Below are 15,798 nucleotides of genomic sequence, written 5' to 3'. Positions count from 1 at the left end.
CGTCTCGTCCTCCAGTCCGTCCCCGCCGGTCGGCGTGCCGCGTGGCCGTCTCCGGCCCCGTTCCCGGCTCCGCCGGACCTCGTGCCGCGGTCGCCCGCGCTCACGACGCGGCCACGGCGTGCCGGCGCGCGCAGGCGTCGAGCAACTGCGGCAGGCTGGCCTCCGCCGCCCACGAGCGGACGGCGGCCGGCGCCCGCACGGGCACGTCCCGGTCGGCCGGGACCACCACGAGCGGCCGGCGCGCGCGGACCGCGCACACCGCCCCGTACTCCCGGGTCGTCAGCTCCTCGTCGCCCGCCCGCACGTCCACCACCAGGTCGACCGGCTCGCCCGGCGTGTCCAGCGGGCACCGCCCGCCCGGGCTCAACGCCCGACAGAAGCCGGTGGAGCCGTGGCAGGTGCTGACGCGACAACCGAGCGAGCGCAGCCGCCGCACCACCTCGTCGCTGTCCCCGAAGGCCGCTTCCGTCACCAACACGCGCATGCCGTCTCCCCGGTCAGGTCAGGCGCCCCGTCCGATGGCACGAGGCGAAACGGTAAACGTTCCCAGCGGTCCGGGCCGCCCGCTTTGGTCCTCCGGTGACGGGACCAAAGACCATGGCCGCTCGCCCGCCGACGTGCTATCCGCGTCATCCCGTCATCCGTGTCGCCGGTCTCGCTGGCCTTGGTGTTGTCGCTGTCCTTGGTGTTGTCGGTGTCCGTGTCGTCGTCGGCGTCAGTGGCGTGGATGCCGTCGCTGCCGTCGGTGCTGGTATCGGCGTCGGTGGTGTTGGTCTTGCTGTCGTCGGTGTCGGTGTCGTGGGCGTCCTCGCTACCGGCGTCGGCATTGGTGTCATCGCTGCCGTCGGCACCGACGCTGGCGGCAGCGTTGGCGTCCGCGGTGTCCGTGTCGCGTTGGCGTTGGCGGCGGCGACGGCCGGTCTCGGTGGTGTCCATGCCGTTGCTGACGGCGCCCAGCCGAGTCGGTGGCGTCCGTGTTGGCGTCGTCGGTGACGCTGTCGGTGTCGTCGGTGTCAGCGTCCGCGTCGTCTGCGTTGGTGTCGGTGTCGTCAGCGTCGGCTTCGGCGTCAGTGGCGTCCGTGTCGGTGTCGTCGGTTCTGGTGTCGGTGTCGTCCGTATCAGCGCCCGCGTCGCCTGCGTTGGTGTCGGTGTCGTCAGCGTCGACTTCGGCGTCAGTGGCGTCCGTGTCGGTGTCGTCGGTTCTGGTGTCGGTGTCGTCCGTATCAGCGCCCGCGTCGCCTGCGTTGGTGTCGGTGTCGTCAGCGTCGACTTCGGCGTCAGTGGCGTCCGTGTCGGTGTCGTCGGTTCTGGTGTCGGCGTCACAGGTGTCTTTGGTGCCGTCGGTGTCTTCCGGGTCGTGCGTGTCAGCCGCGCCCGCCGGCGCAGCGCGGCGCGGGCGTGCGATGCACGACCTCGGCCAGTCGCACGCCGGGCACGGTGTGCACCAGCGCGGTGACGACCCGCCGCTCGGCCTCGTCCGTGAACTCCCCGGTGACCGTGACCGCGCCGCCCTCGACCTCGACCCGCCACCAGCCCCGGCCCGCGTAGTCGTCGAGCCGGCGCTGGATCGCCGCGACCAACACCTCGTCCGGCCGGACCGTCAGGCGCAGCAGGTCGCCCCGGCTCAGCATCCCCACCAGCACCCTGGCCGTGCCGCACGCGGTCACCGGCACGCTGCGCACCTGGTGGTCGAGCAGTAACCGGACCACCTCGGACAGGTCGGCCTCGGTCGAGGCCACCACCGCCGGACTGCTCATCACCGACCACACCGGCGCCGTCGGATCGCCGACGGCGCGACGCGCGTCGGACAGGCTGATCACGCCGAGGACCCGCTCCACCTCGTCGACCACCGGGAGCACGGCGAACCCGTGCTCGGTGAGCAGCGCCGCGGCGTCGCTGACCAGATGGTCGCCCCGCACCCACACCACGTCCCGCGTCATGACGTCCCGCGCCCGCATCACCGCTCCTCCCGCATCGACCGGAACCCGACGCTAGGGACGGAGAGCGCGGCGTGGCAGCGGCCAAGGACCCTGCCCGAGGGGGCCTTGGTCCCTCCGGCGAGGAGCAGCGCCATCCCGCTGTGCGGGACGGACGGCGCGATCACCCGACCGACCGGGGCCGTGACCCACTACCCTGCGTGCGTCGGGGCGACGGCCCGTGGCCGCCACCCGAATCACCCGCAGCAGCCAGGAAAACCGAGCACGCCGAACTCGTCGAGCGCCATCGGAGAGGACGCCGCCACCGTGACCATCCCGCTCACCACCCGGTGGGTCGTCGTCGACATCGAGGGCACCGTCACCGCGACCGAACAGGTGCACGTGGTGCTCTACGACTACGCCCGTCCCCGGCTGGGCGCGTGGATCGAGGAGCACCCCGACGACCAGGAGGTGGCATCCGCGGTGCGGCAGGTGCGGGAGCTGGCCGGGCTCCCCGCCACGGCCGGCGTCGACGAGGTCGTCAGGGTGCTGCACGAGTGGATGGACGCCGACCGCAAGGCCGCGCCGCTGAAGACGTTGCAGGGCCTGGTCTGGCAGCACGGGTACGCGCACGGCGAGCTGACGATCCGGCTCTTCCCCGACGCCGCGCCGGCGCTGCGGGCGTGGCACGAGGCCGGCACGCACCTGGCGGTGTTCTCCTCCGGCTCGGTCGCCGCCCAGATCGCCCTGTTCGGCCACACCACCGACGGCGACCTCACCGGGCTGTTCTCCCGGTACTTCGACACCGTCAACGCCGGACCGAAGCGGGAGAAGCCCTCCTACGACCGGATCGCCGAGGAACTGGGCACCGCGCCGGAGGGCATCGCCTTCCTCTCGGACGTGCCGGCCGAACTCGACGCCGCCGCGGCGGCGGGCTGGCGGACGGTCGGCCTGGCGCGCCCCGGCGAACCGTTCGCCGACGCCGACTTCGGTCCCCACCCCACGACCGACTCCCTCGCACACCTCCAGGTGGTTCCCCAGCGATGAGCGAACACCCCCTCTGGCCCACCCAACTCGACCAGGCCGGCCGGGCGTTGGCCGCCGAGTCCGCCCGCTACGCCGCCATGGGCTGGATGCGCGGCACCTCCGGCAACCTGTCCGTGGTGCTCGGCAGGGACCCGCTGCGGCTGGCCGTCACCGCCAGCGGCATGGACAAGGCCGAGCTGACCCCGCGTGACGTGGTGGTCGTCGACGAGCACGGCGCGGCCGTGCCCGACCAGCCGGGACCCGCCCGCCGCCCCTCGGCCGAGGCGGGGCTGCACGCCAGGATCGCCAGGGTCTCCGGCGCGGGGGCCGTGGTGCACGTCCACGTGCTCGCGCCGGTCGTGGCCGCCGAGCGCTGGCCGCACGGCGTGGCGCTGCGGGACCTGGAGATGCTCAAGGGCCTGGGCCGCGGCGCGCACGACGACGTCGTGACGATCCCGGTGATCCCGAACGGCCAGGACATGCGGGTGCTGGGGGACGCCTTCGAGGCCGGCTTCCGCGCGGACACCCCGGCGTTGATCGTGGCCCGCCACGGGCTGTACGTGTGGGGCGAGGACCTGTACCAGGCGCGGCACCGCGCCGAGTGCCTGGACTGGCTGCTGCGCTTCGTCGTGGAGACCGCGTCCGGACCGGTGGGCCCGGCGTCGGCGCCCACCGGCAACGGCGCCGCCGAGCCCACTCCCGTCCTGTCGGAAAGGGGAACCCCATGACCTCGTTGACCGTGTGGCCGGACACCGATCCCGACACCGAGCTGGTGCGCACCGAGGACCCCGAGGAGATCCGGGAGCACCTCAAGCAGATCGGGGTGCGCTTCGAGCGCTGGGAGCTGGTGCCCGGCCTGTCCGCCGAGCCCAGCTCCGAGGAGGTGCTGAACGCCTACCGGGAGCACGTCGACCGGGTGGTCGAGGCCGAGGGCTATGTGCTGGTCGACGCCGTGCACATGACGCCCTCCGACGACCCGGCCTGGGCGGAGAAGGCGACGGCGGCGCGGCAACGGTTCCTGTCCGAGCACACGCACGACGACGCCGAGGACCGGTTCTTCGCCCGTGGGGCCGGCGTCTTCTACCTGCACGTGGGAGACAAGGTCCACGCGGTGCTGTGCGAGGCGGGCGACCTGCTCAGCGTCCCGGCCAACACGACGCACTGGTTCGACATGGGTGTGCGCCCGGACTTCGTGGCGATCCGGTTCTTCCACGACGAGGACGGCTGGGTCGGCAACTTCACGGGGAACCCGCTGGCCGAGGCGTTCCCCGACTTCGACGCCCTCCTCGCGCGGCGGCGCGGAGCCTGACCGGGCGCCGGCGCGGGAACGGGCGCCGGCGGACGCCGTGGGGCCGGACGATTTCGCCCGTCTCCGGCCGTCATCCCTCATGTCCGAGCTTCGCCGGTCGTCCGCTTCTCAGGTCCGTGTGGTTCTCGGGTCCGTGTGGTTCTCGGTCCCGCGTCCGGTTCTTCGGTCCGTCTGGCTCCCGGGTCCGTCCGGGTCCCAGGTCCTGAGGTCCCGCGTCCGGTTCTCGGGTCAGCTCTCCGCGATGACCAGGCCCTGTCCGGCCGCGCCCCGACTGTTCAGCACCTCGACGATGCGCTGGTAGGAGGCGGGGTGCGCGTCGCGGTGGGCCGCGGTGTTGACCACCCGCACCGTCTCGCCGTCCAGGTGGATCACGGTGGGGACGGCCTCGGCCCTGGTGACGGTGTAGCGGCCGTGGGCGTCCCTGGAGAAGGTGAACCGGGCGACGACCGAGTCCTCGGTCTCGCCGCGCCCCTGCTCGGCGACGTGGTTGCCCAGCCCGTAGGCGACCCACTTGCCGTTGATCCGCTCGAACGGCTGCACGACGTGGCCGTGGTGCCCGATCACCAGGTCCACGTCGGGCGAGGCGAGCAGCCGTCGGGCGATCTCGACCTGGTTGGGCGGCGGCTCGTGCACGTACTCCTCGCAGCAGTGCACGGTGGCGATCACGACGTCCGCGCCGGCCTCCCGCACGCGCCGGGCCTCGGCGAGCATCCCGTCGACCTCGGGGACGTCGGGGTCGAAGACGTTGACCGACCACTCCCTTCCCTCGGGCTTGGGGATGCCATTGAGGCCGTAGGTCCAGGCCAGGTGCCCGACGCGCACCCCTCCGACGTCGAGCAGCAGCGGGGTGCGGCTCTCCTCCGCCGTGCGGAACGTGCCGGTGTGGCGCATCCCCCTGGCGTCGAGGGCGTCCAGGGTGCGGGCCAGGCCGGGGAAACCGGCGTCGAGCGAATGATTCGACGCCGTCGAGCAGGTGTCGTAGCCCGCGCCGCGCAGGGCGTCGATGATCTGGGGCTGGACGCTGAACGCCGGGTAGCCGGTGAACGGCCCGCCGGGCTCGGACACCGGGGTCTCCAGGTGGCAGATGGCCAGGTCCGCGCCCTCGACGACCGGGGCGACGTCGGTGAACACCCGCCCGAAGTCGTAGCCCACGCCCCTGGCCGCGCCCGCCGCGGCGGCCTGACGCACGAGCGCCCCCTCCTGGTGGATCAGCACGTCGCCGGTGGCGACGACCGTGAACGTGGACGCGGCCGTGACGGCCACGCTCCCCGGGGCGGCTGACGTGGCGGTGGGGCGGTCGAGTCCGGGGTCGCGCGCGGGGTCAGGCGGGCCGACGCACCCGCCGACGGCGAGCGCCGTGACCAGGCAGAACACCCGCCCGAGGCCGTGGTTTCCAGGCATAGGGACGGGATAACACCGGGGCGGGGCGGCGGCAGGCTGGGCCACTCGCCCTCACCACGGGATCGCCCGGTGGTGGTGTCCGCCAGCCCACCGAACACTCTCCGTGGCGACACCCGCCCACCACCACCCCACCGCCCCACCGCGATCACTCGTCCCGCGCAGTCGGCTCGCCCTTGGCCGCAGCCCGTCAGGCACCAGCCAGCCGCACTGGACCGTCCCTCGGACTCAGCGCGCAGTCCCGCGACCTATCGTGAGGCGCGCTCATAGCTGGCCACAGGAGACGTTGACTGGACCCTAAGCGACTGTGGTCAGCGCGATCTGCTTGCGTGATGCTGCCTCTCATCGAGACTGATTTCAGAGCCTCCCTTGACAGTCATGCCAATGGAGAAGGCCATTTCGACATCGCCTCAACATCACGCCGAACAGGAGACCGTCCCCTTTGATGGATACTGTGCGACACCCGCGTTGGAACCGGGAAAAGCGCTCGTGGCCCTCGGCGAGCCGCACAGGGTGACATCGCGGTGACCACGGCCGAGACCAAAGTCGCCGGTCGGCTCCCCTGACCACGAGGCGTTCCCTCTCTGGACCGCCAGCGGTGCGGACAGAACCGAGGGGACACGAGCGTGGGGGTGAGCCGTGACCGACAGGGCGCGTGTTTGCCGCTAACGTACCCGGTGTTCCGCACGATAGGGCGGCTGACAGCGCTGTTGGTCCGGCCGGAGCAGTGGATCCGGCCGGTTCCTTCTTGTTGGGGGTTGCGTGGGCCTGCTGGATCGACTTCGGCGCGCGTTGGGCGGGGTCAGCACGCCAGGATTGTCCGGGCAGACCAGCCCGCCGGCATGGGGACCCGCGCCGACGCCGACCCGCCCGGCCAGGGCGTCGGTCCCCGCCCCCACCTGGGTCGCCCCTGGCACCCCCGTCCACCTGGGCCACCAGGTCCTCCCGGGCGGCATGTTCTACCTCGGCCAGGTTCCCCGTGACCATCTCGACACCAACCTCAGCGGCGAGGTGCTCGACCCCACTCTGCCCGTCGACTGGGCCCGGGCGGACCTCGCGGGCCAGCACATGGACTACTGGCCCGCGTACCACTCGATCCCACCGCAGAGCCGGGCGGCGTACCTGCTGTGGCTACAGGGGGGACGATCGGCGCCGAACGCGGACATCGGCTACGTCATCCTGTTCTTCTACGGCCTGGAACGGCGGGCGCTCGTCGACGCGCAGCACGACCCGGTGGCACGGGCCGAGCTGCCGTCGATCCTGGGCGAGGTCGACCGGTTGCTGGGCATCTACGGCGCCAACCACTCCTTCCACCGGTACGCGACCGCCTTCCGACAGGTCCTCCACTGCCTGATCAGCCAGGGTCAGGCTCCCGGCACGCCACCGGACCCCGCGGCCCACGACCGCTGGGACCCTCCCTTCTCGCTCCGAGCGGGCATCGGCGTGTTCGCGAGGGACGGCCGGCCGGTTCCCGCCGACTGGGCGTTGTCGTGGGCGCTGCTGCACCCGGAGATCCAGCCGAGGACCCCGGTGAGCCGGTGCCAGGAGGAGTTCCGCCAGCTCTTCACCGCCCGCTACCACCAGCGGCACGGGGACGGCATCGTGGTGCGGCCGCTGAAACGGCGACTCGCGCTGTCCTACCGGCCCGCCAGCGCGGCGCTCACGAATGTCGAGTTGGCCCTCGACCTCCCGGACGTGGTCACGGCGGCGGCTCCGACGCGCGTCCTGCGAACCCTGGTCGAGGCGTGCACCGACGAGCTGGACGCCTACAGTCGGCTGCTCGGCCGCCAGCCGGAGGCAGCGGGCTCCCTGGCCGCGATCGCGTTGCTGCCCTCCGAGCTGTTCCACGTCGATCTGCCTGCCCTGCGCCCGGTTCGCGACCTGGTGGACGGCGCCCTGTCACACGGCGTCCAGCAGGCGACGATCGACATGGCCGAGCTGGTGGCGCTGTGGCCGCCACGCACGCCCGGCAAGTTCGTCAAGGCCGACGCGGTGGGACTCGCCCAGCTCCTGGAGCGGTTGGGGGTGGGGTTGGAGCCGGACGTCCGGATGGGCGGCTCCGTCCGGGCCGACGGTCCCGGTGTGCTGTTCCGGCTCACCACCGACCAGCCGGTCACCCCCAGCGCCGAGTACGTCGCCGCGATGACGCTGTTGCACCTGGCGGCGGTGGTCTCCGCGGCGGACGACGACGTGTCGGACGTCGAACGGGACCACCTGGTCAGGCACCTGGAGTCCAGCCTCCACCTCGCGCCGGGCGAGCGGACCAGGCTCCAGGCCCACCTGGCCTGGCTGTTGGCCTCGGACCTCAAGCTCAGTGGTCTGAAGAAGCGGCTGGCCGGCCTCACCCCCGCGCAGCGCGAACACGTGGCCGAGTTCGCGACGACGGTCGCGGGCGTCGACGGGCACATCTCACCGGACGAGGTGAAGACCCTCCGTCGGATCTACACGCTGCTGGAGCTGGACCCGGAGACCGTGTACGCCAGGCTGCATGCGGTGGCGGCCGGGTCGACTTCGGCGGAACGCCCGGAGCCGGCCAGGGAACCCGTCACCGTCATCCCGGCGGACGCCCGCCCCACCGGCTACGCCATCCCGTCCGCGACCGAGTCACCCGAGAAGGGCGGCCTGCGGCTCGACACGGCGTTGGTGCAGGCGAAGATGCGGGAGAGCGCCGCGGTCGCGGCGATGCTCGCCGAGGTCTTCGAGGACGAGGACGCGCCCGAGGAGCCCACCGGGAAGGCAGCGACCGCACCAGGGGAACCCACGATCTCCACTTTGGACAGTGCACACTCGACCCTCGTGCGCCGCCTGGCGGAGAAGCCGACCTGGACCCGCGCGGAGTTCGACGCGGTGTGCGCGGCGGTGGGCCTCCTGCCCGAAGGCGCTCTGGACGTGGTCAACGAGGCGGCCATCGAGGCCACCGACGAGCCCCTCGTCGAGGATGACGGGGATCATCTGCGCATCGACACGGACATCCTGGGAGAACTCCTCGCATGAGCGACACCCGCATCAAGCCGCGTGAGCGCGACGCCATCCTCCAGTCCCTGCGAGCCGGTGTGGTGCCCAGGACGGGCCAGCACCATGTCCAGGTCGGGCGGATGCGCGAGGTCGAGTCCCTGCTGCGGGACCTCGACCGCATCGCCGACGGCGGGTCGACCGCGCGTTTCGTCATCGGCGACTACGGTTCCGGCAAGACGTTCTTCCTCCACCTGGTCCGGGCGGCCGCGTTGAAGAAGCGGCTGGTGACGATGCACGCCGACCTCGCCCCTGACCGGCGTCTGCACGCGACGGGCGGGCAGGCTCGCGGCCTCTACGCCGAGCTGGCGCGGAACACGTCCACGTCGACGAAGCCCGACGGCGGGGCGTTGTCCGCGGTCGTGGAGCGATTCGTGACGCAGGCGATGACGACCGCGCGTGAGCGGGGAGTGGACCCCGAGGTGGTGATCCGCGAACGGCTGGCCGACCTGTCCGAGCTGGTCGGGGGGTACGACTTCGCCGAGGTGGTCGCGGCGTACTGGCGCGGCCACGACACCGGGAACGAGCAGCTCAAGAGCGACGCGGTCCGGTGGCTGCGCGGGGAGTTCAGCACCAGGACCGAAGCCAGGGCGGCGCTGGGCGTGCGGACGATCGTCGACGACGCGAACGTCTACGACCAGCTCAAGCTGATGTCGCGTTTCGTGCGGCTGGCCGGCTTCAGCGGCCTGCTCGTCTGCCTCGACGAGATGGTCAACCTGTACAAGCTCACCTCCGCGCGCGCCCGGGCGGCCAACTACGAGCAGATCCTGCGGATCCTCAACGACAGCCTTCAGGGAGTCAGCGGCCACGTCGGGTTCCTCTTCGGGGGCACACCCGAGTTCCTGATGGACACCAGGCGCGGTCTGTACTCCTACGAGGCGCTCCAGTCACGACTCGCCGAGAACTCCTTCGCCGTCAACGGCCTCGTCGACCACTCGGGTCCCGTGCTGCGGTTGACGAACCTGACGCAGGAGGACTTCTACGTGCTGTTGACCAAGCTGCGCCACGTCCACGCCTCCGGGGACCCGGCGAACTACCTCGTTCCGGACGAGGCGCTGCACGCGTTCATGCGGCACTGTTCCGAACGCGTCGGCGACGCCTACTTCCGCACTCCCCGCACCACCATCAAGGAGTTCCTCAACCTGCTGTCCGTCCTGGAGCAGAACCCCGGCCAACAGTGGGAACCCCTCGTCGGCGCCGTGCGGGTGGAGGCGGAGCACAACCCGGACCTCGCCCCGCTGGAACCGGAAGAGGACGATGAGCTCGCCACCTTCCGTCTCTGAGACCGCGTTCCGCGGTTCCTCGTCGCACTTCGCGCTGTTGCACCGGAAGGTGCAGCGCTGGGTCCACGCCCAGCGCTGGCAGCGGTTGAACGACGTGCAGGAAGCGGCCATCCCCCACGTGCTCGAAGGGCGGGACGACGTCGTCATCTCCGCGGCCACGGCCGCGGGCAAGACGGAGGCGGCGTTCCTGCCGATCTGCTCGGCCCTGCTCGCCGACGAGCGGGGCGGCGGGCCGGGCATCCGGGCGTTGTCCGTGTCGCCGCTCAAAGCGTTGATCAATGACCAGCACCGACGCCTCGACGAGCTTTGCGAACACCTCGACATCCCCGTCCACCGCTGGCACGGCGACGTCGCCAGCGCGGCGAAGTCCAGGGTCCTGGCCGCCCCGAACGGCATCCTCCTGATCACCCCGGAGTCGTTGGAGGCGATGTTCGTCCTGCGTGGGCACGACGTGGGGCGGATCTTCCGCGCTCTCCGGTGGGTCGTCATCGACGAGATGCACTCGTTCATGGGCACCGAGCGGGGAGCGCAGTTGCAGTCACTGCTGCACCGCGTCGAACTGGCGACACGTCGACGGGTGCCCCGTATCGGACTCTCCGCGACGCTGAGCGACATGGCCTCGGCCGCCGAGTTCCTCCGCCCGGGGCAGGGGGACGAGGTTCGGGTGCTCGCGTCCGAGCACGGTGGCGGAGAGGTTCGCCTCCAGGTGCGGGGCTACCTCAACACCGCCAGCAAGCCCGCCCCGCCGGAGGACGGCGAGCCGGTGGCCGAGGGCAGCAGCACCCGGCAGATCGCCGATCACCTGTTCCGGGCTCTCCGGGGGCGGAACAACCTCGTGTTCGTCAACCGGCGGAGTGAAGCCGAGTTGTACGCGGACCGGCTGCGAACCCTCAGCGAGGACCACCAGGTCCCCAACGAGTTCTTCCCCCACCACGGCAGTTTGGCGAAAGGGGTTCGGGAGCACGTCGAGGAGCGGCTGCGGGGTGGCCGTCCGACCACGGCGGTGTGCACCTCGTCCCTGGAGATGGGGATCGACATCGGCACGGTCGCGTCGGTCGCCCAGATCGGTGCGCCACCGTCGGTGTCGAGCCTGCGGCAACGCCTGGGGCGCTCCGGTCGTCGCGGCGAGCCGGCGGTGCTGCGGTTGTACGTCGCCGCCGACGAGGTCGTCGCGGACACCCCGCCCCAGGACCAGCTCCGGGCCGAGCTGTTCCAGGCGGTGGCGATGATCGACCTGTTGGGGCGGCGCTGGTACGAGCCCGCTGACGCCTCCTCCCTCCACCTGTCGACGCTCGTCCAACAGGTGCTCTCGGTGATCGCCGAGCACCAGGGGGCGCGGGCCGCCGAGCTGTTCCGGACCCTGTGCGGTTCCGGGCCCTTTCGCCACGTCGACCGTTCCGTGTTCGTCGAGTTGCTCCGCGACCTGGGCGCCGCGGACCTCGTCCGGCAGGAGCCCGACGGCCTGCTTCTCCTGGGGCGGACCGGCGAGCGCCTGGTCGAGCACTTCAGCTTCTACTCCGCCTTCGCCACCAGGGAGGAGTACCGGCTGGTCAACGGACCCCGCACGCTCGGGACGCTGCCCGTGGCGTTCCCGACCCCGGTGGGGTCGCTGCTCATCTTCGCCGGACGGCGGTGGCGGGTCGTCTCAATCGATGACCAGGCCAAGCTCATCGAGGTCGAACTCGCCCACGGTGGCAGGGCGCCCACCTTCCTCGGCCTGGCGGCCGAGGTCCACGACGAGGTGCGGCGTCGGATGCGTCTCTGGTACGAGTCCGACGTCGTGCCCGCCTACCTGGACGCCGGCGCCCAACGACTGCTCGACGAGGGACGAGACGCCTACCGACGGCTCCGGCTCGCCCGCGACCCGGCCGTCGCGCACGGAGACGAAACGGTGGTCTTCCCGTGGCTCGGCGACCGGATCCTCAACACGCTGGTCGTGTGGCTGACGAAGTCGGGTTTCGACACGGCGCGCGACGGCGTCGCGCTCACCGTCTCCCACAGCACGCCGGCCCAACTCCGGCACGCCTTCCAGCAGATGCTGACCGACGACGGCACGACAGCGGAGGATCTCGCGGCGTCCGTTCCCAACACGATCGTCGACAAGCACGACGAGCACCTGGGCGACCAGCTCCGCGTTCGGGCGTACGCCGCCGGGCACCTGGACCTCGCGGGGGCGCGGGCGGCGCTCGCCGACATGCTGGAGCGCATGCCGGAGCACGACGTGGACCCGGTCACCGGAGCCCGTCGGGCCGTCCCCGCACTCGTCCCGACCACGGGCTTCTTGCCGTACGCGGTCGTGGACCTGGAAACGACGGGGTTGGTGCGCGGCAAGGACCGCATCGTCGAGATCGCCGTCGTCAGGCTCGCCCCGGACGGCTCGGTCCTGCGCGAGTGGACCTCTCTGGTGAACCCGGGCAGGCGCATCTCGGCCCAGGAAATCCACGGCATCAGGGCTGAGCATCTCGCGGGGGCTCCCACCTTCGCGGACATCGTCCCGATCATCGCCGAACACCTCGGCGGCGCGGTCCTCGTCGCGCACAACGCGCCGTTCGACCGGGGCTTCCTGGAGGCGGAGTTCGCGCGTGCCGGCGTGGCACTCCCGCCGACGCCCGTTCTGTGCACGATGAAACTGGACCAACGAGTCCATCGCTCGGGAAGGAGAGGACTCCAGGAGTGCTGCGCCGCGGTCGGCCTCACCGGCTTCGCTGACGGGCAGCGGCATCGTGCCCTCCCCGACGCCCGAGCGACCGCGGCTCTGCTCCAGCACCACCTCCTCGCCAACCGATCCGCTGTTCGGTCACTCACCGATTGGTGACGCTCTCCCGGTTCACGTCCTCGGGCACATCCGGGCCGGGGAGAACGTCAAGGACGACTCGACGGGTGCGTTCCGCATGCAGGGGCCCGCACGCCGTCGCTCCTTGATGTCAAAGGGACACGGGTCGGGCACCTGGCTGGACCTGGGGACTCAATGGCATCCCCAAGCCCGAGGGTGGGGGATGGTGGTCAACGTCTTCGACGAACCCGAGGCGCGAGGTCGACGGGGCGCTGGTCGAGACCGAAGGGTCCTCTGCTGATCGTGCTCGGTCGCTTCCGATAGGTCGAACTGGTCGCCGACAGTTCACGAGAAATCGCTGAGCGAACGGATGAATGCTGGACATGGCACGACCGCTCCTCCGCGCTTCCACCGGCTGCAACGATTCGTTCCGCAGGCGCGCGGTGCGCCGTCCTGGCCCGCCCCCCGAGCCGTGGCACAGCTCCCGGGCGGCGACGGGTCCAGGGTTGACCGGTGGACCATAGTTCGAACTGTGACCACCAGCGAGGGAGCACTGGACCCCCGGCGGATGCTCGCCGTCGCCGTGGAGGAGGCCCGCACCGGGTACCGCGAGGGTGGCGTCCCGATCGGCGCGGCCCTGTTCGGTCCCGACGGCCGCCTGCTGGGCCGGGGGCGCAACCGACGCGTCCAGGACGACGACCCGTCCCTGCACGCGGAGACGGCGGCCTTCCGCGCCGCCGGCCGCCGCCGCGGCTACCAGGGCACCACCCTGGTGACCACCCTGTCCCCGTGTTGGTACTGCGCCGGCCTCGTCCGCCAGTTCGGCATCCCCCGGCTGGTCGTCGGCGAGGCCCGCACGTTCTCCGGCCAACACGACTGGCTGGCCGAGCACGGCGTCGAGGTGGTCGTGGTCGACGACCCGGCCTGCCAGTTGCTGATGACGGAGTTCATCCGCACCCGGCCCGAGCTGTGGCACGAGGACATCGGCGCGGAACCCCCCGGCGCCCGGTGAGGGAGGGCCGGCTCACCGCCCGGCCCCGGCCGCCTCCGGCCGACCGGTCTCCAGGAACGGCCGCAGCAGCCCCGGCACCGCGTGCTCGGCGAACCCCAGCCCCACCCCGACCGGCACGTCCCGCACGGCGTAGGCGCCCTCGCCGGCGGCGGTGGTGGCGGCCAGCGTGAGCAGTCCGGCCCGGCGCTGGAACACCGACCGGGAGATCGTCCAGCCGATCACCCCGTCACGGCGCAGGGCGACGGTGCGACGGTGCCCGGTGCCGTACCGGGTGACCAGGTAGTGGCCGTCGAGGGCGTGGCCGAGCGCGCGGGCGGCGTCCGCCGCCGCGGCCAGGCCGACCGGGACCAGGACCAGCGCGCTGATCCACGCCAGGTGCAGCAGGACCGGCGTCAGCCAGAGCCCGAGCAGGGCCAGCACCAGGACCGGTGGCACGGTCCACCACAGGGCCAACCGGACGCGTCGGCGCAGGGCGGCACGGGGGTGGGGCCGCAGCGCCGCCGCCGTGGGCGGGCGCGACTCGCGCAGGACCTCGGAGACGATCCGGTGCGCCTCCGCCCTCGGCGCCGGCGGCGTCAGCGCGGTGGAGGTCGACTCCTCGTTGTCCTTTGTGGACACTCCAACGGCCAGGGCGCCGACCCGGGCTCCCCGTCCCCAGCGCAGGAACAACGGCTCGACGAGTTCGACGCCGCGCAGCCGACGTTCCTCCAGCGACAGCGACCGCGTCGTCAGCAGGCCCCGGCGGACCCGCAGCGTGCCGCCCGGCTCCCGCTCCAGCCGGTAGCCCCACCACGTCTCCGCGTACAGGGCGAGCGACCCGACCGCGCCAACCCCCAGCACGACGGCCAGCACCACGGTGATCCCCAGCCACAGCGGGACCGAGCGGAACAGCTCCCACACGTCGGCGGCGAACTCGGTCTTCCACAGCTCGACGCCGAAGATCTTGGACACCCGCTCCACCGCGCCGGCCGCGACGGCCACCCACGCGACGCTCCACACGCTCAACGGGGCGTAGCGCAGCCACCCGGTCCTCCACCGCGCGAGCACGCCGTCCCGTCGCGCGGGGTCGCCCGCGCCCGACGCGCCCAGCGCCGCCGCCCGCGTTTCCCACAGCTCCCGGCGCAGCAGGACGGCCTCGGCGTGCGACACCGCGTCCAGCACCAGCTCGCCGTCCTCACCGGAGCCGGCCGCCGCGCCGGTGCCGATCCGCACGACGGACAACCCGAGCACCCGGTGCCACGGGTGGGCGGTGAGGTCGACGCTGCGGATGCGGTCGCGCGGCACCGAGCGGACCCGCCGCACGAACACGCCGGAGCGCAGCTCCACGCGTTCGGGGGTGATTCGGAAGCGGGTGGTGCGGCAGCGCGCCAGGTCGAACACGGTGATCGCGACGAAGACCACGGTCAGGATCGCCAGCGTGATGAGGAACTCGGCGTCGAACCGGCCGCCGGTCCACAGGGTGCCGATCGTGGCGGGCGCGAGCGGCACCGCGAGCCACCGCAGGTTCACGGCGGCCATCTTCGGGTCCAGCCGCCGCCAGCCGTGTTCGTCGCGGTTCACGTGGCGTCCCCCTTCGTCGCCTCGGTCGCCCTGCTCAGCCACTCGGCCAGGTCGGAGGCCACCGTGTCGTCCAGCCCGCCGATGCGGATCGGGCCCGCCGCCGAGGCCGTGGTGACCGTGACCGCGGCCACGCCGCACAGCCGCTGCAACGGTCCGCGCACGGTGTCGACGGTCTGGATGCGGGACATCGGCGCGATCCGCCACTTCTGCCAGAACCAGCCGGACGCGGTGTAGACGGCGTGGTCGGTCACCTCCCAGCGGTGCACCCGGTACCGCCAGCGCGGCATCACCAGCACGTAGGCGGCGCTCGGGACGGCGACCAGCGCCAGCGACGCCCCCAGCCAGAGCCGGGCGGGCGGGATCAGGGCGGTCAGCAGGGCCAGTGTCAGCACCGGCGGTCCCACGATGACCAGCGCGAGCAGCGTCCAGCACCACACCGCTCGCCGGTCGACGCGGTTCCTGGGTGGCCTGAGCCGGAGATCGGCCTCCCCGAAAAGCACAGAAGGTGC

At 72.1% G+C, this 15,798-nt stretch carries 14 protein-coding genes; 7 read left to right on the top strand and 7 right to left on the bottom strand.

What is annotated here, in order from left to right; translation table 11 throughout:
* Nucleotides 1–100 precede the first annotated feature (100 nt).
* From LX15_RS14040 to LX15_RS14025, 4 genes are all read right to left on the bottom strand, one after another.
* Nucleotides 101–484: a hypothetical protein gene (locus LX15_RS14040; RefSeq protein ID WP_253670014.1), complete on the bottom strand. Its 384-nt coding sequence runs from the start codon at nt 482–484 to the stop codon at nt 101–103.
* On the bottom strand, nt 469–936 hold the full coding sequence (locus tag LX15_RS14035) for a hypothetical protein (RefSeq protein ID WP_253670013.1): 468 nt from the start codon (nt 934–936) through the stop codon (nt 469–471). The genes LX15_RS14040 and LX15_RS14035 overlap by 16 nt, the downstream gene beginning before the upstream one ends.
* Nucleotides 937–1,364: 428 nt before the next feature.
* Nucleotides 1,365–1,958: a CBS domain-containing protein gene (locus LX15_RS14030; RefSeq protein WP_253670012.1), complete on the bottom strand. Its 594-nt coding sequence runs from the start codon at nt 1,956–1,958 to the stop codon at nt 1,365–1,367.
* Complete coding sequence (locus LX15_RS14025; protein WP_253670011.1) at nt 1,958–2,104, bottom strand: hypothetical protein; 147 nt, start codon at nt 2,102–2,104, stop codon at nt 1,958–1,960. Before LX15_RS14025 ends, LX15_RS14030 begins: the two co-directional genes overlap by 1 nt.
* 139 nt (nt 2,105–2,243) lie before the next feature.
* Here LX15_RS14025 and mtnC point away from each other — a divergent pair, with 139 nt between their 5' ends.
* Genes mtnC through LX15_RS14010 form a run of 3 tightly spaced genes read left to right on the top strand, consistent with a single transcriptional unit; the run spans nt 2,244 to nt 4,251 of the window.
* Nucleotides 2,244–2,963 carry an acireductone synthase gene (gene mtnC, locus LX15_RS14020; protein ID WP_253670010.1) on the top strand — a complete coding sequence of 240 codons (720 nt, stop codon included), beginning with the start codon at nt 2,244–2,246 and terminating at the stop codon, nt 2,961–2,963.
* Nucleotides 2,960–3,670, top strand: coding sequence for a methylthioribulose 1-phosphate dehydratase (gene mtnB, locus LX15_RS14015; RefSeq protein WP_253670009.1), 711 nt, complete (start codon nt 2,960–2,962; stop codon nt 3,668–3,670). Before mtnC ends, mtnB begins: the two co-directional genes overlap by 4 nt.
* Nucleotides 3,667–4,251: a 1,2-dihydroxy-3-keto-5-methylthiopentene dioxygenase gene (locus tag LX15_RS14010; RefSeq protein ID WP_253670008.1), complete on the top strand. Its 585-nt coding sequence runs from the start codon at nt 3,667–3,669 to the stop codon at nt 4,249–4,251. Before mtnB ends, LX15_RS14010 begins: the two co-directional genes overlap by 4 nt.
* Before the next feature lie 228 nt (nt 4,252–4,479).
* On the opposite strand, the gene LX15_RS14005 is transcribed toward LX15_RS14010, so the two are convergent.
* Nucleotides 4,480–5,652: a CapA family protein gene (locus LX15_RS14005; RefSeq protein ID WP_253670007.1), complete on the bottom strand. Its 1,173-nt coding sequence runs from the start codon at nt 5,650–5,652 to the stop codon at nt 4,480–4,482.
* A 759-nt stretch (nt 5,653–6,411) separates the two neighbouring features.
* Here LX15_RS14005 and LX15_RS14000 point away from each other — a divergent pair.
* The 4 genes from LX15_RS14000 to LX15_RS13985 all read left to right on the top strand — a co-directional run bounded on the left by LX15_RS14000 (nt 6,412) and on the right by LX15_RS13985 (nt 13,729).
* Complete coding sequence (locus LX15_RS14000) at nt 6,412–8,643, top strand: tellurite resistance TerB family protein (protein WP_253670006.1); 2,232 nt, start codon at nt 6,412–6,414, stop codon at nt 8,641–8,643.
* On the top strand, nt 8,640–9,944 hold the full coding sequence (locus tag LX15_RS13995; RefSeq protein ID WP_253670005.1) for an ATP-binding protein: 1,305 nt from the start codon (nt 8,640–8,642) through the stop codon (nt 9,942–9,944). Before LX15_RS14000 ends, LX15_RS13995 begins: the two co-directional genes overlap by 4 nt.
* Nucleotides 9,919–12,759 (top strand): DEAD/DEAH box helicase, encoded by a 2,841-nt coding sequence (locus LX15_RS13990; protein ID WP_253670004.1) that lies wholly within the window; start codon nt 9,919–9,921, stop codon nt 12,757–12,759. The genes LX15_RS13995 and LX15_RS13990 overlap by 26 nt, the downstream gene beginning before the upstream one ends.
* A gap of 526 nt (nt 12,760–13,285) precedes the next feature.
* A complete protein-coding gene (locus LX15_RS13985; RefSeq protein ID WP_253670028.1) occupies nt 13,286–13,729 on the top strand; it encodes a deaminase in 444 nt (147 codons plus the stop codon).
* 12 nt (nt 13,730–13,741) lie between these two features.
* Here the strand turns inward: LX15_RS13985 and LX15_RS13980 are convergent, their stop codons facing one another.
* Both LX15_RS13980 and LX15_RS13975 read right to left on the bottom strand, forming a co-directional pair.
* The gene (locus LX15_RS13980; protein WP_253670003.1) at nt 13,742–15,289 is read right to left on the bottom strand and encodes a PH domain-containing protein; all 1,548 of its coding nucleotides are present in this window, start codon (nt 15,287–15,289) and stop codon (nt 13,742–13,744) included.
* Nucleotides 15,286–15,789: a PH domain-containing protein gene (locus LX15_RS13975; RefSeq protein WP_253670002.1), complete on the bottom strand. Its 504-nt coding sequence runs from the start codon at nt 15,787–15,789 to the stop codon at nt 15,286–15,288. Before LX15_RS13975 ends, LX15_RS13980 begins: the two co-directional genes overlap by 4 nt.
* Nucleotides 15,790–15,798 lie beyond the last annotated feature (9 nt).

This window comes from Streptoalloteichus tenebrarius, assembly GCF_024171885.1.
Classification (GTDB): domain Bacteria; phylum Actinomycetota; class Actinomycetes; order Mycobacteriales; family Pseudonocardiaceae; genus Streptoalloteichus; species Streptoalloteichus tenebrarius.
Note: the sequence above shows the minus strand (reverse complement) of the source record. Positions and strands in the feature narration are given on the sequence as shown.